At 52.7% G+C, this 25,331-nt stretch carries 20 protein-coding genes; 14 read left to right on the top strand and 6 right to left on the bottom strand.

The genetic code is table 11. The features are described from left to right. Positions 1–18: 18 nt before the first annotated feature. Positions 19–978, bottom strand: coding sequence for a bile acid:sodium symporter family protein (locus tag P157_RS0103745; protein ID WP_026759832.1), 960 nt, complete (start codon positions 976–978; stop codon positions 19–21). 173 nt (positions 979–1,151) lie between these two features. Here P157_RS0103745 and P157_RS13785 point away from each other — a divergent pair, with 173 nt between their 5' ends. The 5 genes from P157_RS13785 (at position 1,152) to P157_RS0103770 (ending at position 7,127) form a co-directional block, all read left to right on the top strand. Further along, entirely contained in the window at positions 1,152–1,679 is a 528-nt protein-coding gene (locus P157_RS13785; protein ID WP_026767124.1) for an ECF transporter S component, read from the top strand. A gap of 171 nt (positions 1,680–1,850) precedes the next feature. Continuing rightward, positions 1,851–3,407, top strand: coding sequence for a gluconokinase (locus P157_RS0103755; protein WP_037368102.1), 1,557 nt, complete (start codon positions 1,851–1,853; stop codon positions 3,405–3,407). A 12-nt stretch (positions 3,408–3,419) separates the two neighbouring features. Next, positions 3,420–4,829 carry a decarboxylating NADP(+)-dependent phosphogluconate dehydrogenase gene (gene gnd / locus P157_RS0103760; protein WP_026759834.1) on the top strand — a complete coding sequence of 470 codons (1,410 nt, stop codon included), beginning with the start codon at positions 3,420–3,422 and terminating at the stop codon, positions 4,827–4,829. 37 nt (positions 4,830–4,866) lie between these two features. Then, entirely contained in the window at positions 4,867–6,183 is a 1,317-nt protein-coding gene (locus P157_RS0103765; RefSeq protein ID WP_026759835.1) for a gluconate:H+ symporter, read from the top strand. 98 nt (positions 6,184–6,281) lie between these two features. Beyond that, positions 6,282–7,127 (top strand): MurR/RpiR family transcriptional regulator, encoded by an 846-nt coding sequence (locus P157_RS0103770; RefSeq protein WP_026759836.1) that lies wholly within the window; start codon positions 6,282–6,284, stop codon positions 7,125–7,127. On the opposite strand, the gene P157_RS0103775 is transcribed toward P157_RS0103770, so the two are convergent. Continuing rightward, positions 7,105–7,569 (bottom strand): low molecular weight protein-tyrosine-phosphatase, encoded by a 465-nt coding sequence (locus P157_RS0103775; RefSeq protein ID WP_026759837.1) that lies wholly within the window; start codon positions 7,567–7,569, stop codon positions 7,105–7,107. The two genes, P157_RS0103770 and P157_RS0103775, sit on opposite strands and share 23 nt — an antisense overlap. Positions 7,570–7,718: 149 nt before the next feature. Between P157_RS0103775 and P157_RS0103780 the strand changes: the two genes are divergently transcribed. From P157_RS0103780 to P157_RS0103805, 6 genes are all read left to right on the top strand, one after another. Further along, entirely contained in the window at positions 7,719–8,273 is a 555-nt protein-coding gene (locus tag P157_RS0103780; protein ID WP_037353468.1) for a 4Fe-4S dicluster domain-containing protein, read from the top strand. Further along, positions 8,260–9,435 carry a PucR family transcriptional regulator gene (locus P157_RS0103785; RefSeq protein ID WP_026759839.1) on the top strand — a complete coding sequence of 392 codons (1,176 nt, stop codon included), beginning with the start codon at positions 8,260–8,262 and terminating at the stop codon, positions 9,433–9,435. The genes P157_RS0103780 and P157_RS0103785 overlap by 14 nt, the downstream gene beginning before the upstream one ends. Positions 9,436–9,800: 365 nt before the next feature. Next, entirely contained in the window at positions 9,801–10,379 is a 579-nt protein-coding gene (locus P157_RS14835; RefSeq protein WP_051598481.1) for a TorD/DmsD family molecular chaperone, read from the top strand. Beyond that, positions 10,369–12,558, top strand: coding sequence for a molybdopterin-dependent oxidoreductase (locus P157_RS0103795; protein ID WP_026759840.1), 2,190 nt, complete (start codon positions 10,369–10,371; stop codon positions 12,556–12,558). Before P157_RS14835 ends, P157_RS0103795 begins: the two co-directional genes overlap by 11 nt. A gap of 14 nt (positions 12,559–12,572) precedes the next feature. Continuing rightward, positions 12,573–13,136 carry a 4Fe-4S dicluster domain-containing protein gene (locus tag P157_RS0103800; protein WP_026759841.1) on the top strand — a complete coding sequence of 188 codons (564 nt, stop codon included), beginning with the start codon at positions 12,573–12,575 and terminating at the stop codon, positions 13,134–13,136. Further along, positions 13,133–13,924 carry a dimethyl sulfoxide reductase anchor subunit family protein gene (locus tag P157_RS0103805; protein WP_080695376.1) on the top strand — a complete coding sequence of 264 codons (792 nt, stop codon included), beginning with the start codon at positions 13,133–13,135 and terminating at the stop codon, positions 13,922–13,924. The genes P157_RS0103800 and P157_RS0103805 overlap by 4 nt, the downstream gene beginning before the upstream one ends. Positions 13,925–14,187: 263 nt before the next feature. Here P157_RS0103805 and P157_RS0103810 read toward each other — a convergent pair whose 3' ends face one another. Both P157_RS0103810 and P157_RS0103815 read right to left on the bottom strand, forming a co-directional pair. Beyond that, entirely contained in the window at positions 14,188–15,309 is a 1,122-nt protein-coding gene (locus P157_RS0103810) for a GGDEF domain-containing protein (RefSeq protein WP_026759843.1), read from the bottom strand. Positions 15,310–15,437: 128 nt separating this feature from the next. Then, a complete protein-coding gene (locus P157_RS0103815; RefSeq protein WP_026759844.1) occupies positions 15,438–18,023 on the bottom strand; it encodes a cell division FtsA domain-containing protein in 2,586 nt (861 codons plus the stop codon). Between the two features lie 135 nt (positions 18,024–18,158). Between P157_RS0103815 and P157_RS0103820 the strand changes: the two genes are divergently transcribed. Beyond that, on the top strand, positions 18,159–19,415 hold the full coding sequence (locus P157_RS0103820; RefSeq protein WP_026759845.1) for a DAK2 domain-containing protein: 1,257 nt from the start codon (positions 18,159–18,161) through the stop codon (positions 19,413–19,415). Between the two features lie 167 nt (positions 19,416–19,582). Here P157_RS0103820 and P157_RS0103825 read toward each other — a convergent pair whose 3' ends face one another. Further along, positions 19,583–20,650, bottom strand: a complete 1,068-nt coding sequence (locus tag P157_RS0103825) for a glycosyltransferase family 9 protein (protein ID WP_026759846.1) — start codon at positions 20,648–20,650, stop codon at positions 19,583–19,585. A gap of 79 nt (positions 20,651–20,729) precedes the next feature. Between P157_RS0103825 and P157_RS0103830 the strand changes: the two genes are divergently transcribed. Next, positions 20,730–24,053: a DEAD/DEAH box helicase gene (locus P157_RS0103830; RefSeq protein WP_026759847.1), complete on the top strand. Its 3,324-nt coding sequence runs from the start codon at positions 20,730–20,732 to the stop codon at positions 24,051–24,053. 369 nt (positions 24,054–24,422) lie between these two features. Beyond that, on the top strand, positions 24,423–24,782 hold the full coding sequence (locus P157_RS0103835; RefSeq protein WP_026759848.1) for an arsenate reductase family protein: 360 nt from the start codon (positions 24,423–24,425) through the stop codon (positions 24,780–24,782). Between the two features lie 53 nt (positions 24,783–24,835). Here P157_RS0103835 and P157_RS0103840 read toward each other — a convergent pair whose 3' ends face one another. After that, positions 24,836–25,255, bottom strand: a complete 420-nt coding sequence (locus P157_RS0103840) for a hypothetical protein (RefSeq protein ID WP_026759849.1) — start codon at positions 25,253–25,255, stop codon at positions 24,836–24,838. Between the last annotated feature and the right edge of the window lie 76 nt (positions 25,256–25,331).

The following is a 25,331-nucleotide window of genomic DNA, read 5'->3' on the forward strand; positions in this document are numbered from 1 at the left end:
AGCTTTTTCTTTGTTGAACTATTTTGCGGTCTGCACTTCCGGCAGTTCTTCTTTGTTCATTTTACTGGACAGATAATTGGCTGCAAGTGAGCCGGAGATGTTGTGCCAAACGCTGAAGATGGCGCCGGGGATGGCAGCGGCAGGGCCGAAGTGGAGCATGGCTAGGCTAGTCGCTAAGCCGGAATTTTGCATGCCGACTTCAATGGAGATAGCCTTGGCTTTGGCAATATCCATATGAAGGGCCTTTGCCAGCAAAAAGCCGGTGCCGTAGCCCAAAAGGTTATGGCACATAACAACAGCCATAATCAAGAGACCGGTTTCCATGATTTTCTGAGAGCTTACGGCAACTACGCCGCCGACAATCAGCACAATGGCGATAACGGAAACCAGTGGCAGGACTTTGACGACTTTTTGTACCTGCGCCTCAAAGAAGGAATTGATGATAAGCCCTGCGACGATGGGCAGAATGACCACCTGTACAATGGACATCATCATGGCCGCCAGGGAGATTTCCACCCAGGCGCCTGCCAGCCACCAGGTCAGGAGCGGGGTGACAATCGGAGCCAGTACGGTGGTGGTCATCGTCATGGATACCGACAGCGCCACATCCCCGCGGGCCAGGTACGTCATGACATTAGAAGAGGTGCCTCCGGGGCAGGTGCCGACGAGGATTACACCAGCGGCAAGCTCAGGTGGCAGGCCGAAAGCTGTAGCCAGAAAATAAGCCAGCAGGGGCATAATGGTGAACTGAGCCAGCGCGCCAATGAATACATCCCGAGGCCGTTGGAACACCAGCTTGAAATCTGCAAGCTTTAAGGTCATGCCCATGCCGAACATGACGATGCCCAGCAGCATGGTGATGTTCGGGGCTGCCCATTTGAAGCTCATGGGTTCAATCAGGGCAATGGCCGCGATGGCGATAACCAGTACCGCCATGTACTTGGAGATAAGAGCACTTAGTTTTTCCAGATAATACATAAGACCAAATCCTTTCCTCTATGATGTTTACAATGTTACAAGTGTATATAAGAAAAGTCAAGGATAAAAATGGATAATTGTTTCTATATAACGGAAAAAATATTACACCTAGTATTGAACTGGGTGAGAAAAAGTGCTACAATGTGTCCATATTGAGCAAAAGGAGGAGTTTTATGCATACTTTGAATGTAGAAAAAAGCCGCTGGACGGCGCGAGAGATTAGTCTTACGGCGGCCATGACGGCTGTGGTGTTCTTATTGACGTTTGTGCCCAAGATTCCCATTCCTTTGGGCTATGCCCATTTGGGAGATGCGGCCATCTTTGTGATGGTCTGCCTGGCAGGGCGGCGGGAAGCCTTGGTGGCTGCCTGTGCCGGTTCCATGCTGGCGGATTTTATGGGAGGATTCCCCCTGTGGATAGGGCCGACCCTCATCATCAAATGGGCCATGGCTGAAACGTTCCTGCACGTATCTGACATGTCAAATGAGGATTTTATAAAATCTCCCCGCACGCTGTTGGCGCTCGTGCTGGCCTGCCTGGTGATGGCGGCCGGGTATACGGCCTTCGGGGCGGTGCTCTATGACAGTCTGGCCGCAGGACTCGCTTCAGCCCCGGGACTTTTGGCTGAGGGGGCCGTGAATATTCTGGCCTTCTATGGTGCTATCAAGCCGTTGGAAAAACTGTTTCAAAGCCGTTTGTAATTGCATAAGTCATGAAAGGCTGCTAACAAAAAGCAGTCTTTTTTACATCTTGCAATGATATAAAAATAACAAAAATAATATATGATATTGTTTTTGTTATTGCAAATAACAGGAGGGCATGTTATAATGACTTTGTGAATGAAAGATGTATAACATTTTATATAAGGAGTGATGATAGTGAATATTCAATATCGTCAGGAATCCGTTTGGATTGGCATTGATGTGGGAACCACCGGGGTTCGTGCTATTGCCTATGATATTACCGGCAGAAAGGTAGCGGCAGCAGAAGCCTTTTATCCGTTGCTTACGCCGCACCCGAATTGGGCTGAGGAAAATCCGGCGCAGATTTTTTCAGCAGTGCAGGAGGTAGTTGGCAAGGCCGCAGCTGACTTGAGATACAAGAGCCGTCAGCTGGCAGGTATTTCGTTGAGTACGGTCATGCATAGTTTTGCCGGATTGGACGCGAACTATCAGCCGCTGATGGATATGCAGACCTGGGCAGATAGCCGCAGTGCGGAAATCGTGCGGGAAATGAAAACAGATGAAGACTTATGCCACCGTTTTTATGAGAAGACCGGCTGCCCAATCCATGCCTCTTATCCGCTGGCTAAAGTGCTTTGGCTGCGCAAGAATCATCCGGATTTGTTTAGGCAGATGCGCTATGTGGGTTCGTTGAAGGATTATATCTTCTATGGGCTGACAGGTAAATGGCTCATTGATCATTCGGCAGCCAGTACCAGTGGTTTATACAACGAAGTGAAGATGGATTGGGATGATGAAATACTCGACTATGCAGGGCTAAAAAAGGCACAGCTGCCGCCAGTTGTATCTACGACACATATGGAGAAATTGCAGGATGGTGCAGCTCAAGCTATGGGATTGCCTGCAGGCCTGCCGGTGGTTATCGGCGCGACGGACGGTGTACTGGTCAATGTGGGCATTGGGGCCGTACAGCCGGGGCAGCTCAGTGCGACAATCGGCACCAGTGGCGCTCTGCGGATGCTGACGGAAAAACCACTGACGGATAAGAAGATGCGTACATGGTGTTATAATCTCGTGGACGATATGTGGGTAGCCGGTGGAGCTATCAATAATGGCGGTATGATTCTGCGTTGGGTGCGGGACAAGGTTTGTCACTATACGCCTCATCATCTGGAAAATCTCGATGTGGATGGTTATGACCTCATGACCATGAAGGCAGCGCATGTGGCGGCTGGAGCGGAAGGCCTCATCATGCTGCCAAGCTTTACCGGAGAACGCGCGCCTTATTGGAATTCAGAACTTCGGGGGATGTTTTTTGGACTGTCCCTGAATCACAGCCGTTCCCATATGATTCGTGCCTGCATGGAGGGGATTGCTTACAGCATGAACGCGGTAATGCTGGCATTGCGGGATTTTGGGGAAATCAAGGATATTCGGGTTAGCGGCAGTTTCACAAAGTCAGAACTATGGCTGCAGATTCTGGCCAATGTACTCAATGAAGAACTGATTTTGCCCGACAACAGCGAAGGTGCAGCTTTTGGGGCGGCGGTGCTGGGCTTTATTGCCAGTCATGAACTGGCGGGTATCGGCGCGACCAGAGATTTGGTCAAACCCAAGCGGATTATTCGTCCGGATAAGGATGATGTAAAAGTTTATCAGGAACTTTATCGGATTTATGACCAGTTGTATTGGAAATTGCAGCCGGAACTTGCGGCTATCGCAGCGTTCCAACAGGCGCAGGCATAAGGAGGCAGGATAATGGAAAAGAAAATGGATATCGGCATGGTGGGGATGGCCGTGATGGGCAGTAATCTGGCCCTCAATATGGCTGACCATGGCTTTGACGTAGCCTGTTACAATTACACGCCAGATTTGACAGAAAAAGTGTTGCGGGAGCATCCACATAAGCATATGCATGGGTTTTTCAATCTGCAGGAGTTTGTGGATTCCCTGCAGAAACCTCGCCGCATTATGTTGTTGATTATGGCAGGGGAACCGGTGGATTCCATGATTGAGCAGCTCACGCCACTTTTGGAGCCGGGGGATATTATTCTCGATGGGGGGAATTCTTACTTTGGGGATACCCGGCGGCGACAAGCAAAGCTCCAACAGGCCGGTATCCATTATTTCGGGGTGGGAATTTCCGGCGGGGAAAATGGCGCTCGCAAGGGGCCGTGCATCATGCCAGGGGGAGATAAGGAAGCTTATGAATTTGTACGGCCGGTCTATGAGGCTGTAGCGGCTAAGGCAGATGGTCAGCCCTGCTGCAGTTATATCGGTCCGGATGGAGCCGGGCATTATGTGAAGATGGTGCATAACGGCATTGAATATGCGGATATGCAGTTGATTGCCGAAGCTTATCTGCTATTGAAATATGCTGGGGGGTATCGCAACAGGCAGATTGCCGAAATCTTTCATCAGTGGAATCAGGGAGAACTCAGAAGTTTCCTGATTGGTATTACGGCAGATATCTTTGCTGAAGATGATGAGTCAGGCGGACAATTGCTGGATAAGATTGTGGATAGCGCCGGGCAGAAAGGCACAGGCCGCTGGACCAGTATCGAGGCTTTGCGGCAGGGGGTGAATACTTCTCTGATTACGGCGGCCTGCAATGCGCGGGTGATGTCTAATCTGTTATCGGAGCGGCAGGAATTGGGCAGAATCATTCAGCCTGCCTGTGCGGAGACTAAGCTAGATGGTGATTTTGTGGAAATGGTGCGGCAGAGTCTGTACTTGGGCAAGATTGCCGCTTATGCACAGGGGTTTGATCTTTACCGTTCCGCAGATGTGCATTATGGCTGGCAGTTGGATTTGGGGCAGATTGCCGCGATTTTCCGGGCAGGTTGTATCATTCAGGCAGACTTCCTGAATCGAATCACCGCAGCCTTTACCGCTAATCCGCAGCTGGATAATCTGTTGCAGGATACGTTCTTCGCAGGCAAGGTCAATGAAAATCTCGCGGCTCTGCGCCAGACGGTGGCCCATGCTGTACAGCTGGGGATTCCGGTGCCGGCACTGGCTTGTGCGGTGGAATACATGGATGCCCTGCGCGGTACGCCGTTAGGGGCGAATCTGATTCAGGCACAGCGGGATTATTTTGGAGCACACACCTTTAAGCGTATCGATAAAGAAGGCTCGTTCCACCATGAATGGCAGAAAAATTTCTAAAATTCGCATTCAATTTTGACAAGGGAGGTCTATGATTATGCCGCTTATTATTTTGGCAGTTGGTATTCTCTTTTTGTTTTTCCTGATTGTGAAGGTAAGGCTTAACAGTTTTTTGGCCTTGCTCCTGGTTGCTGGTCTGGTCGGGTATGCCGAGGGACTGCCCGAGGGCCAGATTATCCCCGTGATTGAAAAAGGTCTGGGGGGAACCTTGGGGGGCTTGGCTATTGTTGTTTCTTTCGGCGCCATGCTGGGCAAGCTCATGGCAGAAAGCGGCGGTGCCCAGCGCATTGCCACCACGCTGATTGATGTGTTTGGCCGCCGTTGGGTAAAATGGGCTGTAGCTTTGACCGGTTTCATTGTCGGCATAGCGTTGTTCTATGAAATCGGCTTTGTGTTGCTGATTCCTCTGGTCTTTACCATTGCCACGGCAGCGAGAATTCCCTTGCTGGAAGTGGGCATTCCGATGGCAGCAGCTTTGTCCGTAACCCACGGCTTTTTACCCCCACATCCCGGTCCTACGGCCATTTCCATCATTTACAATGCCGACATTGGTTTGACACTGCTCTATGGTGCCATCATTGCCATCCCTACGGCCATCGTGGCTGGCCCGGTCTTTGCCAATACCACGAAGCATATTCAGCCGGAAGTGCCTGAGGGCATGCAGAGCAGCAAAGTATTTGCTGATAATGAAATGCCGGGCTTTGGCCTTTCGGTGTTCACAGCTATGGTTCCCGTGGTATTGATGGCAGCTTCGGCTATCGCCAAGCTGACATTGGCTCCCGCTTCGGCCATTTATCAGTGGCTGACCTTTTTAGGAACGCCGGATATGGCGCTGACCATTGCAGTGGCTACGGCTATTTACACCTTTGGCCTGCGGCAGGGCAAGTCCATTCCTGAAATCATGAAAATATGTGAAAGTGCTGTACTGACCATTGCCATGATTCTCTTGATTGTGGGCGGCGGTGGTGCGCTGAAACAGATTCTTATCGACAGTGGCGTAGGCAATTATATCGGTGAGATTGCCGCCAAGTCGCAGTTATCTCCCCTGTTGCTGGCGTGGACGGTGGCAGCAGTAATTCGTACGGCTTGCGGCAGTGCAACGGTAGCTGCCCTGACTGCAGGGGGCATCGCCGCACCGGTGGTGGCCGTGACCGGTGTGAATCCCGAACTTATGGTGCTGGCTACAGGTGCTGGCAGTCTGATTTTCAGTCCCCCGAATGACCCAGGGTTCTGGCTCTTTAAGGAATTCTTCGGCTTGACGGTCAAGCAGACCGTGCGTACCTGGTGCGTGCTGGAGACAATCATCTCCGTGATGGGGCTGGCCGGGGTTCTGGTTCTCGAAGCGATAATCTGACATTATACAAAAAGCCTTCCGTTTCATTTGGAAGGCTTTTTACATAGGGAAAAATCATGTATAATATCCCTGAAGGATGTTAGAAAAGAGGAACCAATATGAAGGATCAGGTTTTACCGATTTTACGCAGTGCTTATGAGGATTTGACAAAATCGGAAAAAAAAATAGCCGATTATATAACCGGCCATAAGGATGAGATTATGGGGCAGACAGTGGCGGAAATTGCCAAAAACACCGCCAACTCGGAAATTACGATTTCCCGCTTTTGTAAGAAGTTGGGATTCAGCGGTCTGCAGGGATTGAAGATTGCATTGGCCACGGAACTGTCGGCGGCAGGTGAACAGTCCTATCAGGACATTAATAAGACGGATGATGAGGCCGCTGTGGCGGGTAAGATTTTCCGTAATATCACAGATGGTCTGCAAGATACATTGAAGATTTTGGATTTTTCCCTGATTGCAGCAGCGGTGGATCTTTTACAGTCAGCCCGCCGGGTGGCCATTTATGGTTTTGGTAATTCAGCCACGGTCTGTCAGGACATGGAAACGCGCCTTTTGCGTTTTGGCATGGCCGTACAGGCTTTCGATGATGTGCATATGCAGGTGACTTCAGCCGCGTTACTGGATGCCCGCGACGTGGTGATTGCCGTTTCCCATACGGGCGCGAACAAGGATATTTTGGAATCCTTGCGCATAGCCCGCCAAAATGGGGTGAAAATCATTGCGATCACGAGCTATGCACAGTCGGAACTGGCCCGCAATGCCGATATTGCGCTGGTGGGCATGGGGCGGGAGGTCCATTACCGTTCGGAAGCGGCGGCCTCACGGCTGGTGCATATGGCTATCGGCGATATCCTTTATACCTGTCTGGCTATGAAAATGCCAGAGCAGTACCATGCCAATCTGCAGAAGATGCGTGAAGTCATTGCGGCCCGCCGCTTGTAAGCTGTTTCAGCAATGCGCGGCAGCCTTTATCGGCATCCTGATAAGTCACTTCGAAGTTGCCGGTGTACCATGGGTCCGCAACTTCCCGTTCTTCGCCGGCAAAGGTCAGGAGCAGATGGCATTTACCCTGCGGATCGCCGCCGGTCAGGCGATGGAGGTCGCGCATGTTTTCTTCATCCATGGCGATAATATAGTCAAAAGCATCATAATCAGCCCGCTGAATCTGGCGGGCTTTTCGTTTGGCAAAGGGAATGCCGTGAGCCTGCAGGGCACGCTTGGTGCCAGGATGGGTGTCATTGCCGATTTCATCCGTGCGGCAGGCTTTGGATTCCACGAGGATTTCCTGCTCCTTACCCGCCTGACGAACCAATTCTTTCATGACAAACTCGCACATTGTGGAGCGGCAAATATTGCCATGGCAAACGAAAAGTATCTTAATCATTGTTGACCTCCTGGAAAAGTTTTTTCTATCATAGCATGGGTGGCGTCTTTAGGGAAGGTATATTTGGCGGTTATTCTGCAAATTTTTACAGGTGCAAGCGGTGCCTTTGTGGTATCATATAGGGAAGGATATTACGAAGGGGGATTATTATGGAGCCGCAGCAGTTGGGCTTTCAGGTGGACTTATCCCGGTGTGTGGGCTGCCGGGCTTGTGAAAAGGCATGTCAGCACAAGCATCCGGATTTGCCGCGGGCCTTCCGCCATGTGGATGAATGGGCGGGTGACAGGCGGGAGCAGGGCTTTTTGTCCATGTCCTGCAATCACTGCACATCACCGGAATGTATGCGGGTATGTCCAGCTGGCTGTTATGAGAAGCGCCGCAATGGCATTGTCCTGCATAACAGCGCCAAGTGCATTGGCTGTGGCCGTTGTGTAGGAGCCTGTCCTTTCCATGCCCCCAGAATTTTGCCCCATACGGGGAAAGTGGGCAAGTGTGATATGTGCCGGGAGCGGCTGGCCGAGGGAAAGCAGCCGCAATGTGTGGAGGCCTGCCCGGTGGAGGCCTTGCGGCTCTGTGTAATGGATGGGCAATATATGAACTCGCAGGATTATCCCCTGGTGCGTTACACCCAGCCTTCGTTGAAATTTATCAAGGCTAAGCAGCCGAAGTGCTTTTGGCGGGAGGATAGAGATGGAAAAAGATAAGGAAGAACTTTGGCAGGCGGAAGATATCACCGGCAAGCTGATGGTGGTACAGCGTTACACCGGGCTGGAAATGGTCTTGTTGGATAATTTGGGGGAACTGCGGGGCACGACGCCGAAGTTTCAGGCGGAAAAACTTTCTTTGCTGCGCCGCAAGCGGCAGGCTCTGCAGAAAAATGAGTTAAAGACCTTTGCGGGCTTGACGGTTTTGCCGTTGGAGCAGAATAAGCAGCCTTGGGGCTGGCTGGTGGCGGACTGTCCGCAGGAAAGCATGGCGGAACCGGTCTGGTGCCTGTTCTTGGAGCTTAGCCTGCAACTGACCTTCCTGCTCTGGCATGAGGGCGAGCTTAATGCCATGGTGCGCAGACACAGGGAGCAGTTCCTTTACGATATTCTCTATCATAATTTTGCTTCTTCCGAAGAGGTTATTAACTTAGGCAAAAATTGGAATATGCGGTTGGACAAACCGCATCATGTGGTGGTGGTGGAATTTGACCGCCCCTTGCAGGGAAACCGGCAGGAGCAGCTCTTGGCGGAGCTGGATAAGGAATGGATGCGGGTGCTATCGGCTCGCTTTGTGCAGCCGGTTTTGATGCTCTTGCGGATGCAGCTGGTGATTCTCTTTGAAGATGACCGCACGCCGCCACGCAATCAGAGTGAGCTGGCTGAGATTATGACCGATGCCATGGCCAGTATCAAAGAGGCCTTCCCCACGATTCCGCCGTTCTCCGTGGGTATTGGCCGCTTGCATTATTCGGTGTCAGAAATCTGCCGCAGTTTTCAGGAGGCACGGCAGGCGCTTAGTTTGGGGCGCTTCCGTCAGCCAGAGAACGGCATTACCTGTTATGATGAATTGGGCGTCTTGAAATTGTTGTCGCATATCCGTATGGAGGAATTGGACGATTTTGCCCAGGAGGCGCTCGGGGTGCTGATGGAGTATGATGATGCCAACGGCACGGAGCTTCTAAAGACGCTGGAAATTTACTTTCAGGAAAATGAATCCATGCCGCTGGCGGCAGAACGGCTCTTTATTCATGCCAATACTTTGCGCAATCGCTTGAAGAAGATTGAGACGGTGCTGGGCGTGGAGCTGAATCAGGCGGATGTGCGGGTGCGGTTCTATGTGGCCTGTCAGGCGCTGCGGATTGTGCGGCATAGTATGTAATATGATTTCTTGGCGGAAGGCGCGGGGCAGTGGAGGTCTGCCATGCGCTAATCCGTTGGACTAAAAATATTTTTTGCCTTTATATGCGGTCTTAAAAGTCAAAACTCGCTGTGCTCAGACAGTTGACTTTTAAGGCCGCTTTTTTGGTGGGCAAAAAATGTTTTCTTAACGTCCAACGGCTTACGCTGCTGTCAGTCCTCCACTGCCCCGCTTAATGCCGTCATTTTATTTGCTGTCATTGCGGTTGTATTTTTTTACAAGATAAGTTTGAATCCTTGGCGAAAGTTACAGAATAAATCAGTATTATCTGTATTATAATAATTTTTAATGAGGATATTGTTTTAGGCTATATAGGCGGTGACATTATGGAAGATGTGAGGAAGTGGCGGCAGAAGGCGGCTATATACCGGCTTTTGGCGAAGTTTTATGCCGGGGATTTGTCGGCGGGGCAGGAAGCGGCCGTGCGGATTGGCGCTTTGCTGGGTATCAGCCCGTTGGTGCCGCCGGTGGATGATGAGGGCCGGCATGATTTTAACCGGCTGTTTGTGGGGCCGCAGAAGCTATTGGCACCGCCCTTGGAGTCCTATTACCGCAATGAGGAGCATCTGCCCATGCAGGAAGAAACTATGGCGGTGCGAGCGGCTTATGGGGAGGCTGGGCTGGAACTTATCGCGCAGAATAAAATCCCCGATGACCATGCCCAGTTTGAGTTTTATTTTTTGAGCTGTTTGTTGGAAGCGGTGTGCCGCTATCAGGGCGAGGCACTGGCGCGGCAGGCGGCGGAAGCGTATCGGCGTTTTTTGCAGGAGCATCTGCTGCTCTGGGTCTTTGCGCATCTGCGGGCGGTGGATAAGGGCTGTTCTTCCACGTATTGCCGGGAAGTGGCCGGTGCCATATATCATTTTATGCGGTGGGAAAAGGAGGCTGTAAGCCATGAAGTTTGACACGAAAGAGTTTAGCCGTCGTACCTTTATCAAGGGGAGTCTGGCGGCAGGAGCGGCCTTGGGGCTGGGAACAGCTCTGGACCTTTCGGGTTCGCCCTTTCAGGCGGCCAAAGCCAAGGGGGAGAGCAAGATAGTGCATAGCGCCTGCCCGCGTAACTGTTACGATACCTGTTCCATCCTTTCCACGGTGGAAGACGGTGTATTGAAGCGCGTAGAAGGAGATAAGGCCAATACCTATACCCGCGGGCGGCTCTGCGCCAAGGGATTTTCCTATACCCGCAGCGTCTACAGTCCTGACCGCATCAAGTACCCCATGAAACAGGCGAAGCGGGGCAGCGGCAAATGGGAGCGCATCAGCTGGGATGAGGCCTATGACATCATCGCCAAGAAGATTCTGGCCATCAAGAAGGAATACGGCAATACCCTGCCTATCTGTCTCGACAAATACTCTGGCAACTTCAATCTGCTGAATTACTGTGTGGAAGGCATGATGAGCAGCATCGGCCATACCACCCGGGCTACGGGTACGCCCTGCTGGCCAGCGGGGATTGACGCCCAGACCTTTGACTTCGGCACGATTTGGAATAATGACCCGGAGGATATGGTCAACAGCAAGTATCTGATTATCTGGGGGGCAAATCCTTCCTGGTGTTCCGTTCACTCCATGCACCTTGTCATGGAGGCCAAGAAGCGGGGCTGCAAGATTGTGGTCATCGACCCCATTTTGACGCAGACGGCTTCCAAGGCGGATTGGTTTATCCAGATTAAGCCCAGCACTGACGGTGCTTTGGCTTTGGGTATCGCCAAATACCTGCTGGACAATAATATGGTGGATTACGGCTGGCTGGCCGCCAATGCCAAGGGCTATGAGGAATTTTTCAAATACGTCCGGGAAAAGATTACCTTGGATTGGGCCGCAGAAAAGACTGGCGTCAAGAAGGAAATCATCGAGCAGCTGGCTCGCGAATACGGCACGGCTAAACCGGCTAGCATCTGGATTGGCTACGGCATGCAGCGTCATACCAATGGCGGCCAGAATGTCCGCAGCATTGATGCTTTGGCGGCTATGACGGGCAATATCGGTAAGAGCGGCGGCGGTGCTCAGTATGCCCAGCTGCAGACCTGGGGTGTCAAGTACAACGTCATGGGCATGAAGGCTCCGGCGGGCACCACCACGACAAAGGACAGGATTATCAACATCAACAATTCGGCGCAGGAAATCCTCGACGCCAATGACCCGCCCATCAAGATGCTCTGGATTGCCTGCCGCAGTCCGCTGACCCAGGCGGCAGAACCCCAGAAAATCAAAGAGGCTTATGACAAGCTCGATTTGGTGGTGACGGCAGACCTCTTTATGAATCCCACCGTGCAGATGAGCGATATCGTCCTGCCGGTAACCACGCCCTTTGAAACTTGGGGGCTTAATGTGTCCTACTGGCATTACTGGTGTGCCCTCAATGAACCGGCCATCGAACCCCAGTATGAAGCCAAGAGCGACTTGGAAATTGCCATGGGGCTGTCCAAGAAGCTCAATGAACTGGAGCCGGGCAGCTGCACATTCCCAACAGAAGGCAAACTAGAAGATTGGGTAGCCGCAGAATTTACCCCGGACTTTTTGAAGCAGTTCGGCCTTACAAGCTGGGATGAACTCAAAAAAGGGCCCCGCAAGGCGGTTACGGGACTAATTGGCTGGCAGGATGGCAAGTTCAAGACACCTTCGGGCAAATACGAATTTGCTTCGGAGACGGCGGTCAGCGAAGGCCATGAACTGCTGCCGGTCTGGACGGAAGAGATGAAGACGCCGGAGAAATATCCGCTGCGCCTCATGTCACCGCATTGGAAGCTCAGCATCAACGGCCAGTTCCAGAATCTGGACTGGATGATGGATATTCACAGCGAGCCAGTGGTGGAGATGCACCCGGAAACGGCAGCGCGCTATCATGTGCAGAACGGCGATATGGTGAAACTCTACAATGAGCAGGGCGCGATTACCCTCAAGGCAAAACTCACGAAGGTTACGGCCCCTGATACGCTGGTGGTTTATGAAATGTGGCTCAATGACAAGGATTTCAACGTCAACAATACATTAAAATCCCTGCCAGCCGATATGGGTAAAAAAGCTACAGGAGCACCGGGCATTGCCTTCCATGATAATTTTGTAGCGCTGGCGAAAGCCTGAAAGGAGTGAGAAGAATGGGAAAAAGATATGCCTTTTTGGTGGACACCAGCCTCTGCATTGGCTGCAATGCCTGTGAAAATGCCTGCAAGAACTACTATCAGCAGGAGGCTTCCGTCCACTGGCGCAAGGTTTACTATATGCAGGAAAAGGATTTGCCCCAGCCGCTGCGGGTGGGCGTGTCCCTGGCCTGCAATCACTGTGATGACCCGGCCTGTCTGAAAGCCTGCCCTGCCGGCGCTTACAGTAAAGACCAGCATGGTCTGGTGCGTCACGATAATGACCGCTGCATTGGCTGCAAGCTCTGCACCATGGCCTGCCCCTATAACGTGCCTTGCTATGACAAGAATCTGGGCAAGGTGACGAAATGCGAAATGTGTGCTGATAGGCTGGCTAAAGGAGAAGAACCGGTCTGCGTAGCCAGCTGTCCCATGGGGGCCATTCGGGTGATTGACTTAAACGACCCCGAAAATGCCCAGTATGCAGATACTCTGCCGGGCCTGCCGCCTGTGAATATGACAAAACCTGCCACGCGGTTTGTACTGCCGTTGGAACAGAAACAGGATTGGAGGGCTGAATGATGATGGACTTTAGCGAACTGCCCTTGGTGATTTTCACCACCTTATCCCAGATGGCTGTAGGTGCTTATGTGACCATGTACCTTTTGGGGCGCAGCAACCATATTGGGGAAAAGACGATTTCCTTGACCTCTAAAATCGTAGTGGTGCTGATGGCACTGGCCATGGCAGGTGCCTCTACCCATTTAGGCGACCCGTTGGGCGGCCCGTGGGCCCTGCTGGGACTAGCGCATTCGTGGCTGAGCCGGGAGATTTTCCTGATGGGGGCCTTCTTGGGGCTGGCGTTCCTCTATGCGCTGCCCCAGTTGCAGAAAGTGCGGCGCTGTCTGGGATTCTGCGGTTCCGTGGCTGGCATTCTGGGCATTATTGCCACAGCGATGGTCTATACCCTGCCGGCAAGACCTGCCTGGAATACGGCTTATCCCATGATGTTCTTCTTCCTGACGGCTTTGGCCGCAGGCCCGCTGTTGACGGCATTCATTGCGGTTAAAGCAGAAGGGCATGTCTGCAAGCCTGCACTGCAAATGGCAGAGCTGTTATTACTGCTGGAACTCTTGGTCACGGTATTTTATCCCATTACCCAGGGGGCGAATCTCAATATGCCCCTGGGCTGGCTGGCAGTACGCTGCGCCGTGGGGCAGCTCATTCCGGCTGTTATGCTTCACCGTCAGGCTGCGGCGGCTGGAGAACATAATCTGCTTTTGCCGCTCCTGCTGGTTATAGCCGGTGAACTCTTAGGTCATCAGCTGTTTTATGCCAGTGTTCTGCCCTATCCGTTATTTCCCCAGTAAGATGTGAGATTAGAAAAAAGGAGCTGAATGTATATTTTTACAATCAGCTCCTAATATTTTTGTAAAATATTACAGTATAACAAAGACTTATATGTCGTATAATATTTTACATGATGTTCTGCGGCACTGTTCCATCCCTAATCCCCATTGGTCAGTGCTGTCGGCGAGCTTCCCCAGTTCGCAATAAAAAATGGCGCCCCGACTGGAATTTTCCCCAAATATTCCAGTCGGGGCGTATTATTTTGCTGGTGAGAAAAAGCTGTTCACCGCTTAACCTGCAGCAGAGCCAGCATCATCTGGCGCATACCGTTGATGGTATCCTGCAGCTGTTCGATACGTGCTTCCAGCAAAGCGACGTTTTGTTCCTGGTCCTGCGGCATGGAAGGATTCAAGACAATGGGTTCCGTCATAGGTTTCTTGTCATCAACAGCCTGTTCTGACATGTCAGGCTGATAGAGGACATACTGGCCCTTGCCCTGTCCCTTGGCTTTATAGAGAGCCTGGTCGGCGTGGGCAAAGAGTTCCTTGTAACTTTGTCCGTGCGCCGGATATTGGGCCGCACCAATGCTGATGGAAAAGGACTGATGCTTGCCATCGGCATGAAAGACCCGTGTGAGCCGACGGCAGAGGCCGTGACAATGGCGGGCGAGAATATCGGTGCATCCCATACCTGGCAGAAGGATAATGAATTCATCGCCGCCGATACGTCCCTTGATGTCACTTTGACGGAAGTTGCGGCGAATGGCCTGACCCACTTCGTGAAGCACTTTATCCCCAAATAGATGCCCGAAGGTGTCATTTATCGCTTTGAAATCATCGGCATCAACAATCAGCAGCGTTGCTGTGTCCTTCTTGGGACACATGCGCCGCAGAGCAGCCCGGATTTGCGTTTTGACGGCGCCTTTGCTCAAAAGTCCCGTCAAATCGTCTGTGTTGGCACGGCGGCAGACGCGCTCCTGCCAAAGTTTTTCTGCCTGAATGTTGCGGATGTTGCCAAAGGCCATGGCAGGACGCTGTCCCTGGTAATAGGTAACCAGATGGACTTCCGACCAAAGCCAAAGCGGCTTTTTGGTGCTGCGCAGGCGCAAGCGGGCTGTCAGATGGTTGTGCCTGCGGCTGGCAGGTCGTGAATGATAGAGGCGGTGCAGATAGTATTCTAATATGCTGGCATCGTCCGGGTGAACAATACCTTCCAGCGCTAACCGCGTAGAGGCCCGGGGAAAATGGTCAGGCAGGTCATAGCGGTGAGCTGTGTCTGACTCCCGGAGTTGAAATGTGTCGTCGGTCAAATCCCATTGAAAGAAGATAACATCGTTTGCAGCGTCTAAAGCTTCGTATACGGCGGGATTGAAATGGCTGGGAACGACCGCATACGGTATAGCCATAAGAAACTCCTTTAGTTATAATTTTTCCGTAAACTTTATATCATTATAACAAGTAGTAACAACTGTTGCAAGCATAAATTGGGACTTTAGCACTAAAAGCCGCCCCGATGAGGGGGCGGCTTTGCTAATTAGTCCCGCCGAATAAAGTCGGCAATGGATTTGCGGATGGGTTTTTCTGCTGGGGGTGTTCCTGTACTTTGTCCGATGGCTTCGGCAAGTCCCGGAATGTGTTTGCTGGGCTCGGCGTGGTGCATAGGCGTAGCACCGGCTGCGTTGACGGCAGAGAGGCCGGGGATGTTCGGCAGGGAGCCCGCGGGAGCAGCTGGTGCAGCTGCGGGCGCCTCTGCGGCGGGCATGGCAGAACTTGCGCTCAGAGGCGTAGCGGACAGGGATGGCGTGATGGGCACATCCCGGCTGGTGAGTTTTACTTCCAGCGTGTCTCCGTTTTTCACCGGGTCGGTGAAGTCTACGGGCTGGCCGTTGACGAGAATGGTGAAGTTCACCCGGCTGGTGGCAGCGGGGGGCTGGAAGTTTACCGCGAGCAGGGCATCGCTGACGGTTGTGGTCAGGCGCTCGCTGGTATGGTAGGTGACTTCACAGCCATCATCAATGATGGTGCCGGGGCTGGCAGTGCGGCCATTGACCATCAGCTCCACATTGGCAGAGGGAATGGCAAATTCCTTATCTTCGTAATAAATCATCACGCTGGTATCGGTGTTCTTGATGTTCAAAATCTCGCCGAGCTTCGGGTCTTCGTCGGCCATGTATTCCACATGGTCGCCCTCATGGATGGGCATGGAAATGCTGGCCGGGGCATCGTTCAGCAGAATTTCCGGCGTGCAGCTGTAGAGGGTATCCTTGCCGTTGAGCTTATAGTGAATCTTGCGCCCCGTGGGGGGATAGCCTGCAGCCAGCAGGGCTTCGCCAAGGCTTTTGAATTCCCGGCTTTCGATTACATCACCGTCTGCCAGCAGTTGGTCAGCTTCGGCTTCTTTGCCGTTGACCGTGACCCGTTGGCGGATGTGTTTTTCGCGGCCGTTGATATAGATGGTGTATTCCTGTCCAGCCGTGACCAAATCGCCCAGGCGGACCGTGGGCGTAGTGCCGTTTTCGCCGGGGATGACCGTGATGCGGGCGCCGTCACGGATGACGGTATCTAAGCTGGCTTCTTCCTCACCCAGCATGATTTTGGCAAAGGTGCCCAGCGTACCCGGGAAGAATTTTTTCTCGGTGCCGATATTGACCATCAGGCCCAGACCGGGATGGCCGTTATACTTGCGCAGATTGATGCCGGCATTTAAGAGGGCATCGGATACGGTGAGCTCCCGGAAGTTGAACAGGCTGTATTCCTCATCGTTGACATAGACGGAGAGGAAGTGCAGGGTGTTGAGGGAGGCGATTTTGAGAATGCCCAGAGGAGTTACGGCATCGGGATAGTGAAGTTCTTCGGGAATGTCCACAATGCCATCCACCATGTCAGGCTTGCGCACGGCGACGCGGTTTTCCGGCATGCCCAGAGCATCGGCCACGAACTTTGCCAGGCCCGGCGTCTGGGAGCCGCCGCCTACCAGCATAACGGCCTGCGGCGTGTCCCCATTGAGTTCGAAAATCTGCTTGGCAATGGCGTTGGCCAGATTTTCGATATTGGGCAACACAGGTTCCAGAATTTCCTTGGCGGTCAAGGTGTATTCCGTGCCCAGAATATCGGTGAATTTCACATCTTCGCCGCTGGAGGCCTGCCGTTTGATGCGCTCGGCAATATTGAAGTCCAGCAGGAAGCGCTGGCTGATGGCTTCCGTCACTTCATCGCCGGCCAGTGGCACCATGCCGTAGGCAATGACGGAGCCATTCTTGGTGATGGCCACGTCGGAGGTGCCGGCGCCGATATCCACGAGCACCAAATTCAGATGGCGCATGGTGGGCGGAATCAGCACATTGATGGCGGCAATTGGCTCCAAGGTCAGGGCGCGCATTTCCAAATTGGTCGCATGGAGGGCGCTCTGCATGGAGTCGATGACCTGCCGCGGCAGGAAGGTGGCAATGACGACGGCCTTGGCCTTTTTGCCTCGCTGGCCAATCAGCATCTTGAGCTGGATATCGTCCAAAACATAGCGGATGGTGCTGTAACCCACGCAGTAATAGCGGCTGGGGTCATCCACCGTGTGACTTTCCGCCAAAGCGGCCTGTGCGGCCTGCACGCCGGCAAAGTCGAGGTTGCGCTGTTGTTCGGCGGTAATCAGGCCGTTTACTTCCATCTCCGCCTCGGCGGTCATGGTGTAGAGGGCGCGTCCGGCGGCAGCTACGGCCGCGGTCTTTATCGGGCCTGTCTTTTCAATCAGGGAATTTTTGACCTTTTCCACGATGGCGGCCACCTGGGGCACATCGTGAATCTGGCCGTCCAGCATGGCCCGGGTCTTATGTTCCAAGCGGTCGGTCGCAATAACATGGAGGTTTTCATCGTCGCCTTCCTCGGCTACGATGCCGATAACGCTACGGGTGCCGATGTCCAGCGCAAAGATGCGTTCATGCTGTTTCACCGCTTTGGGGGGCGGCGTCTTGATGACATTGATGGCCTCTACCACTTCGGGGCTCAGTTCCTCGACGGGAGGTTCAACCGCTTTGGCCTTCTTAGGCGCGCGGGAAGCTGTCTTTTTCGGTGCCGCCGGTTTGGCGGCTGTTTTTATATCGTCAGTACTTTTCTTTGTGGTCGGCATAAAAAAACTCCTCACTGCTTGTAAAATTGTCAGGAAATTAAAGGTTATTTCTATTATTTCGCGAAGTATACATTATAATCCTGTTTTTACGAGGAAAATCTTATATTTAGTCGTTACAGAAATGAGAGTGATACTATGACAGGAAATAGAGAAGTAATTACCGGCAGTGATTTCAAGCGCATGGTTTCTGGTGCTTACAGTGAGTTCTTGCTGGAGTATGAAGAAATCAATCGCATGAAAGGGGCAGGCAGCATGCCCGGCACCCATGTGCTCAGAACGATGGGCGCAGCCATTATGCCGTTAAAAGACACGAAGGATGATAGCATTGGCGGCCTTAGCCGCCGAGTCGCCGCCGGAGCACAGTTCGGTGCCCGGGGCAGTGCCGGTGTGGTGCTGGCGCAGATGTTCAGAGGTCTGGGCAAGGGCCTTTTGGGCAAGCATAATGCCACGAGTACAGAGTTTGGCAAGGCCTTCCAGTACGGCATCCTTTATGCCCAGCGGGTTATCCCTGAGCAGCCGGAGCGGCCCATCATCACGCTGGCGAAGGAAGTGGCCAAGGGTGCCTATCATGCAGTGCGCGCCAACAAACCCATTTCGGAGATTTTGGAGACGGCCATCGCTGCAGGCGAAAAGGCTTTGGCTAAAGTAGGCGAGGAAGATGCCGGTGCTCGGATTATGTTCTCCTTCCTGCAGGGATGCCTCAAAGGTCTGGATGGCAATTTCGTCTCGCCGGCAGTAAGCCTGTCCTTGGGCCTTGAAGCGCAGCAGGCCGGATTGCCTGACCCCCGCAATGATGTAATGCGTCCCTACTGCGTGCGGTTCTCAGTGAAGAATGTTCAGGTGGACATGGAGGAACTGGAAGCGCACCTGAAGGAATTTTCCACCTTTGCCTTGGTGGAGCGGGCGGCAACCGGTGTGGATGTGCATCTTCATACGGACCATCCCGGCAAGGTCATTGAGCAGGCCATTGGCTGGGGGCCGCTGAAGGGCATTCACGTTACCAATATGAGTGAACCCCATACGCTGGCTGCCCATGATGCCATCATGAAGGTGGCGCTGCTGGCGGTAGCGGAAAACAAGGTGCAGGCCAAGGAACTGCAGGAGCAGGGCGTGCAGATTATCGCTACAGGCAGCGAGATGGAAAGCCCCTCGGTAGCTGAACTGGTCAACGCCGCGCATAGCGATTTGGCGTATGCCTATGTGATGGTGGCCTGGAACCGCGATTTCTGGCAGGCATTCCGACAGGTGAAGCGGCTGCTGGGTGAACGCATTGAACTGGTGCTCTGCGAGACGAAACAGCAGCAGGCGGCAGCTATCCATGCGTTTGACCCGAACCTCACGGCGGTGGAAAATGCCATTGTCATGCGGGAAGCGGCGGAAGAAGCAAAATAAAAGAAGTTCGATAGAATATAAAGCATAGTTCGATATAAAAGAGTTCGATGTAAAAGACGCCCAGTGGCTGATAATACTTTCCCTTTGCTTATACAAGCTTGTCTAACGCGACGGGAAAGCATCATCAGCCACTGGGCTTTGTTCGTCTTTATTTATTTTTCCATCGTTTATGCGTTTGTTGCGGAAAAAATTGCCTTTAGTCTTTCGGCTACCATCTCTGGTGTGATGGCTTGCATGCAGGCGTTGGTCTGGTGCTGGCATTTTGTTTTGAGGCAGCGCCGGCATGCATGGGGCGTGATTACGAATTCGTGTCCTGCGGTCAGCGGGCCGTAGACGTCGGGCTGGGTGGGGCCCCAGAGGGAGAGGGTCTGGCAACCTACGGCATCGGCGATGTGCAAGGGGCCGGTGTCGCAGGCGAGCAACAGGTCGGCAGACTGCAGAAGGGCTGCAAGCTCCGTAAGGCTGGTTTGTCCGGCGATGGAGAGGCTTGGGCGCTGCAGCAGGGCCTGAGCTTTTTGGATATACGCTTTGTCATTGGGTGCGCCGCAAAAGACAATCTGCACCTGTGGAGGCAGGTCTTTCAGCGCTTGTCCGAAGTTTTCCGGTGCCCAGTTCTTGTCCGGCCAGGTGGTGCGAAGGGTGACCATGAGAATGGGGCGGTTCATGTCAATGCCATGCTGCTGCCAGAAGTTTCCTGCAAACTCCTTGAGGTTTTGGGGCAGGTTAAGCGTCAGTCCGGGGGTGAAATTTGACATGTCAAATCCCAGAGGCATCAGGACACTTAGATAGCGATGTACCTTATGCGGACTTTCGATATTGGGTGCCATATCGCTCATGAAGAAGGGGTTGCCCTCGTGGCGCTCGTGAATGCCGATGCGCCGTTTTGCACCGGACAGCAGGGCCAGAATGCCTGTCAGGAACAAGCCCTGAATATCCAAAACCAAATCAAATTGCCGGGCCTTTAAGAGTGCCCGGGCTTTTTTTAGTTCCCGGCAGGCGGCGGGCAGGTTGAAGCTGGCAAAAGCCTTGTCCAAGGGCCGTCTGTCCCAGATAAGGAGCTCATCAATATAGGGATTTTCCGCCAGCAGTTTATCGGCAGGCGGGCTGACCAGCCAGGTGATATGGCAATCCGGCTGCAGTTTCTTGAGCTCTCTGGCCACGGGGGTGGCGTGGAGCACATCACCGATGGCAGAGAGCCGCAGGATAAGGATTTTTTCCCCTATTTTATTTTTCATAAAGGTTGGTTTTGCCTTTCATCCATAGTACAATAAAATGATAGGTTTATATTAGCACACTAACGGGAGATTGTCCAAAATGTTGAAGGATATTACGATAAAATCATTGGCCAGTGATACGGTGTATAAACGGGGGCTTGATTATTACCGTGAAAGAGTCGTGGACGATTTGACGGCTCTGAATGAGGCCAAAACGGAATGGCAGGCCTATGTTTATGGTACGGAGAATTACGAAGTCTATATAAAGCTCAACCGGCGGGGAGACAATGTGGAGGAATACGACTGTGACTGCCCCGCAGCCAAGCAGTATCTTGGTGCCTGCAAACATGTGGTGGCAACGCTCTTAGCCATTCAGGATGAGCAGGAGATGGACCTGCCCCGCAGTTTGTCCGCTGAATTTGCCAAATTGGGTGTGACCACGGGCCGCAATATGCTGAAGCAGAAGGAAAAGGAGCAGCAGGAACGGCAGAGCCTGGCCAGCCAGCGGATGTTTTCCTTTTTCCGGGAAGCGGCGGAGGCAGATAAGGCAAGGATAACCGTGGGACAGGCTGAGTACGCCCATCTTGTTCCCCGGCTCTTTGTGGATGAATACTATGGCACCTACAAGCGATGGCTGGAATTCCGTTTCGGTCTGGATAAACTCTATGTCGTGAAAAATGCGGCATCCTTTGTGGAGGCAATGGAAAAGCACGAAGACTGGCAGCTCGGCACGAAGAACAAGGTGAATCTTTCGCAGGTGCATTGGGGCGATGAACAGTCGGCACAAATCTATGCCCTGCTCCAAAAATATTACCGCACGGAGCAAGGAATGTTTGCGGCGGGTTCGACCAATCATTACTACTATATGAGTTATCATTCCTATCTCTTTGACCAGAAGCAGTTCCGTCTCTCGGAGGATGCCCTGGCCGAGTTCCTGACCATTATGGGCGACAGTCCCTTTGAATTGCGCCTGAACGGGGCCGAAATAGAAACGGTGCAGGCGGTGCAGGGCAATCCACATATTGAACTGGAATTGCAGGAAAACGAGGGCTATGGCGAACTCTTGGTCAGTGATGCGGAAATTGTGCCCTTGGATGAATCCTGCCGTTTCGTTTATCAGGAAGGAAAGATTTTCCAGACGGAGAAAAAATTTGCCCAAGGCTTACAGCCGCTTTTGCGCACTTTTGAAGCGGCGGAAACGGTCAAAATCCGTCCGCAGGATATGACGGCCTTCTTCGGTCAGGTGCTGCCCCAGATAGAAAAGGCGGCCGAGATTAAGATTGCGCCGAAGTTTATGGAAGAATATGTGGTGCATCCTCTGACGGCGGAGCTCTATATCGACTACGAGGGGGACGGCATTGCGGTGCGTCCCAAGTTCGCCTATGGGGATGCGGTGTTCAATCCGCTGGTGGAAACGGAGCCGCCGCTGCGGGATGGACGCAAACTGGTGCGGGACGAGCAAAAGGAGCAGGAAGTCATCCTGCGGCTCACCCACTACGGCTTCAAGAAGAAGCGGGACCAGATGGTGCAGCGGGATGAGGAAAAGAGCTATGAGTTTTTGACCGAGGAACTGCCGAATCTTCCCGAATGGGTGGATGTGTTCTACTCCGATGCCTTTGCCAATCGTCCGGTGCGTCCTATGCCCAAAGTTACGGCAGGGGTCAGCGTCAACGATTTCGATTTGCTGGAAGTGACCTTTAACGCCAAGGATTTGGACTTCAACGAGCTCATGGAAATTCTGGACTCCTACCGGCAGAAGCGCAAGTATCACCGCCTGCGGGACAAGAGCTTCATCACCCTGGGGGACCAGCAGATGCAGGCCATTGCGGATTTCGTGGATAACACGGGGATTGCTGCCAGCAAGGCGCAGGGCATGAAGGTGGAATTGCCTTTGTCTCAGGCCATGTATCTGGACGAACTGGCGCGGGCGGACGAGGCCCTGCGGCTGGAACGCAGCAAGGCATTTCGCACCATTGTGCGGGATATCCGCCATCCCGAGGAGAGCACTGCCGAAGTACCGGAGAGTCTCAGGGGGATTTTGCGTGAATATCAGGTGACGGGTTTTAGCTGGCTGTCCACCTTGTCCCAGTATCATTTGGGTGGAATTTTGGCGGACGACATGGGCCTGGGCAAAACCCTGCAGGTCATCACCTTTCTCGTATCCCAGCAGGATTACAAGGAGCCGCCCTCTTTGGTCATTGCGCCTACTTCGCTGATGTATAACTGGCTGGAGGAAATCGCCCGCTTTGCGCCGGAACTCAAGGCCTGCGCCGTGGCCGGGACGAAGGCAGAGCGGCAGAAAATACTCGACGAAGCCGACGCCAGTTTCGACGTGCTGATTACCACTTACAATATGCTGAAGCGGGATATCGATATGTACGAAAAGCGGCGCTTCCGCTATGCCTTTTTGGATGAGGCCCAACATATTAAAAATCCCACGACGCAAAACGCAAGGGCCGTCAAGCGGCTCAAAACCAGCGGTTATTTTGCCCTGACGGGTACGCCGATTGAAAATACGCTGACCGAACTTTGGTCCATCTTTGACTTTTTGATGCCGGGGTATCTGCTCTCGCATAAGAAGTTCAAAGACCGCTATGAAACGCCTATCGTGCGGGAACAGGATGAGCGCAGCCTCAAAGACCTCAAGCGTCATGTGATGCCCTTCATCCTGCGGCGCATGAAAAAGGACGTGTTGACGGAACTGCCGGACAAGGTGGAGCGCAAGATGGTAAGCTCCATGACACCCAAGCAGGAGAAGGTCTATCAGGGCTGGTTCCTCAAGAGTCAAAAGGAATTTGCCCAGCAGCTGGCGGCAGGAGATGACAGCCGTATCAAGATATTGGCCATCCTGACCCGCCTGCGGCAGATTGCCTGTGACCCGGCCATGTTCCTTGAAGGTTATACCGGCGGCTCCGGAAAGCTCGACCAGTTGGAAGAAGTGGTCAGCGAAGCCGTGGAGGGAGGCCATCGTATTTTGATTTTCTCCCAGTTCACGACCATGCTGGCGCATATCGGCGAGCGGTTGAAGCAGCAGGGGATTGGCTATTATTATCTCGACGGCTCCACGCCATCATTGGAGCGCATCCGCTTGGTTAAGGCATTTAATGAGGGCGCAACGCCTGTGTTCTTGATATCGCTCAAAGCGGGCGGCACGGGGCTCAATCTCACTGGTGCGGATATGGTTATCCACTTCGACCCGTGGTGGAATCCCGCAGTGGAAGACCAGGCCACGGACAGAGCTTACCGCTTGGGGCAGAAAAATAACGTGCAGGTCATCCGCATGCTGGCCAAGGGCACCGTGGAGGAAAAAATCTATGAGTTGCAGCAGAAGAAAAAATCCTTGATTGACCAGATGATACAGCCGGGAGAGAACTTCCTGTCGCGGCTGACGGATGAGGAGATAAGAGAACTGTTCCAGAAGTAATTCCTGTTCGATGCGTAGGTGCTTAGTTCGAGGCGCGTAGGCGCGGGGCGGGTACTTGTGCTTTCGCTTAGCCGTCTGGCTAAAATTATTTTTTGCCTTTCAATTCAGTATCCTGACCAGTCAAAACTCGCTTTGCTCAAACAGTTGACTGGTCAAGATAAAACAGCGGTGGGCAAAAAATAATTTCTTCACGCCAGACGGCAAACGCTACAGCTCAAGCACCCGCCCCGCGCCTACGCGAAGGAACTACCGTGCGGATTGATAAGCCTTCCCCTTGAGGGGGCGGATGAGGTGATGTTTTAGTTCTCTTCACTGCAGGAATCATCAGTGGCTTTGACGAATTGGCAAGGGAGAAAGGATGTGGCAGTTATGAGCGGCAATATTTTCGTATGTTATCCTCGCTGTACTACCTGCAAGAAGGCGGAGAAGTGGCTGGCGGAGCAGGGGATTGTGGTTGCGGTGCGGGATATAAAGGAAGATAATCCCACGGAGAAGGAGTTGCGGCAGTGGCATAAAAAGAGCGGCCTGCCGTTGAAGCGTTTCTTTAACACCAGCGGTCTGAAGTATAAGGAACTGGGGCTGAAGGACAAGCTCCCTTCTATGAGCGAGGATGAGCAGTATACCCTGCTGGCTACGGACGGCATGCTGGTGAAGCGGCCTATTCTGGTCAGTGATAAAGGTGTGCTAGTGGGCTTTAAGGAAAAGGAATGGCTGGAAAAACTTATATAAATGGCAAAATCCCGCATCTTGTTTAAGGTGCGGGATTTTTGCCGGGTGTGGTTTCAAATAGTGCCGCGCAATACAGCGTAGGCGGCCATCAGATCGGTGATGAGGGCGAAGGCAACGCAGAGGGCGATGATGGTTTTGGCAAGCAGGTGTTTACCTTCGGTTTTCAGCCGGCGATAGAAGAACAGGTACAGGCCGAGGAATAACGCGGCGTTGAAGCCAATCATTTCCACGATAAGGGCGTTGTGTCGGGTGAATTGCATAAGATTACTTTCACAGAAGAGGGTAAATATGCCCACAAGGATGACTAAGAGATACCTGACCTTAAAGCCCACCCGCTTTATCTGTATGAGAGCGAATAATATCATAATGGCGGCAAGGGCAAGATACCAGGCTGTTTGGGAAAAGATGTGTAGCAGGAAAAGACCGCTGAAAATAAGGAGAAAAGCTAAGAGTCTGCGTACGTTTGGATTCATGGTGATACCTCCTGATCTTTTTTTTCAGCATAGCATAGGGGGATTAAAATTTACTTAAAATTTCCATTAAGTATTT

This window comes from Selenomonas ruminantium AC2024, assembly GCF_000687995.1.
GTDB lineage: Bacteria > Bacillota > Negativicutes > Selenomonadales > Selenomonadaceae > Selenomonas_A > Selenomonas_A ruminantium_B.

Bases quoted from the DNA above. Each gene is read 5' to 3' on its own strand.
- P157_RS0103785 (WP_026759839.1), top strand. From the start codon at position 8,260: ATGGAAAAAGATAAGGAAGAACTTTGGCAGGCGGAAGATATCACCGGC.
- P157_RS0103825 (WP_026759846.1), bottom strand. From the start codon at position 20,650: ATGAAAAATAAAATAGGGGAAAAAATCCTTATCCTGCGGCTCTCTGCC.
- P157_RS0103765 (WP_026759835.1), top strand. From the start codon at position 4,867: ATGCCGCTTATTATTTTGGCAGTTGGTATTCTCTTTTTGTTTTTCCTG.
- P157_RS0103805 (WP_080695376.1), top strand. From the start codon at position 13,133: ATGATGATGGACTTTAGCGAACTGCCCTTGGTGATTTTCACCACCTTA.
- P157_RS0103800 (WP_026759841.1), top strand. From the start codon at position 12,573: ATGGGAAAAAGATATGCCTTTTTGGTGGACACCAGCCTCTGCATTGGC.
- P157_RS0103840 (WP_026759849.1), bottom strand. From the start codon at position 25,255: ATGAATCCAAACGTACGCAGACTCTTAGCTTTTCTCCTTATTTTCAGC.
- P157_RS0103810 (WP_026759843.1), bottom strand. From the start codon at position 15,309: ATGGCTATACCGTATGCGGTCGTTCCCAGCCATTTCAATCCCGCCGTA.
- P157_RS0103770 (WP_026759836.1), top strand. From the start codon at position 6,282: ATGAAGGATCAGGTTTTACCGATTTTACGCAGTGCTTATGAGGATTTG.
- P157_RS0103820 (WP_026759845.1), top strand. From the start codon at position 18,159: ATGACAGGAAATAGAGAAGTAATTACCGGCAGTGATTTCAAGCGCATG.
- P157_RS0103755 (WP_037368102.1), top strand. From the start codon at position 1,851: ATGATAGTGAATATTCAATATCGTCAGGAATCCGTTTGGATTGGCATT.
- P157_RS0103815 (WP_026759844.1), bottom strand. From the start codon at position 18,023: ATGCCGACCACAAAGAAAAGTACTGACGATATAAAAACAGCCGCCAAA.
- P157_RS0103795 (WP_026759840.1), top strand. From the start codon at position 10,369: ATGAAGTTTGACACGAAAGAGTTTAGCCGTCGTACCTTTATCAAGGGG.
- P157_RS0103780 (WP_037353468.1), top strand. From the start codon at position 7,719: ATGGAGCCGCAGCAGTTGGGCTTTCAGGTGGACTTATCCCGGTGTGTG.
- P157_RS0103830 (WP_026759847.1), top strand. From the start codon at position 20,730: ATGTTGAAGGATATTACGATAAAATCATTGGCCAGTGATACGGTGTAT.
- gnd (WP_026759834.1), top strand. From the start codon at position 3,420: ATGGAAAAGAAAATGGATATCGGCATGGTGGGGATGGCCGTGATGGGC.
- P157_RS0103775 (WP_026759837.1), bottom strand. From the start codon at position 7,569: ATGATTAAGATACTTTTCGTTTGCCATGGCAATATTTGCCGCTCCACA.
- P157_RS0103835 (WP_026759848.1), top strand. From the start codon at position 24,423: ATGAGCGGCAATATTTTCGTATGTTATCCTCGCTGTACTACCTGCAAG.
- P157_RS13785 (WP_026767124.1), top strand. From the start codon at position 1,152: ATGCATACTTTGAATGTAGAAAAAAGCCGCTGGACGGCGCGAGAGATT.
- P157_RS0103745 (WP_026759832.1), bottom strand. From the start codon at position 978: ATGTATTATCTGGAAAAACTAAGTGCTCTTATCTCCAAGTACATGGCG.
- P157_RS14835 (WP_051598481.1), top strand. From the start codon at position 9,801: ATGGAAGATGTGAGGAAGTGGCGGCAGAAGGCGGCTATATACCGGCTT.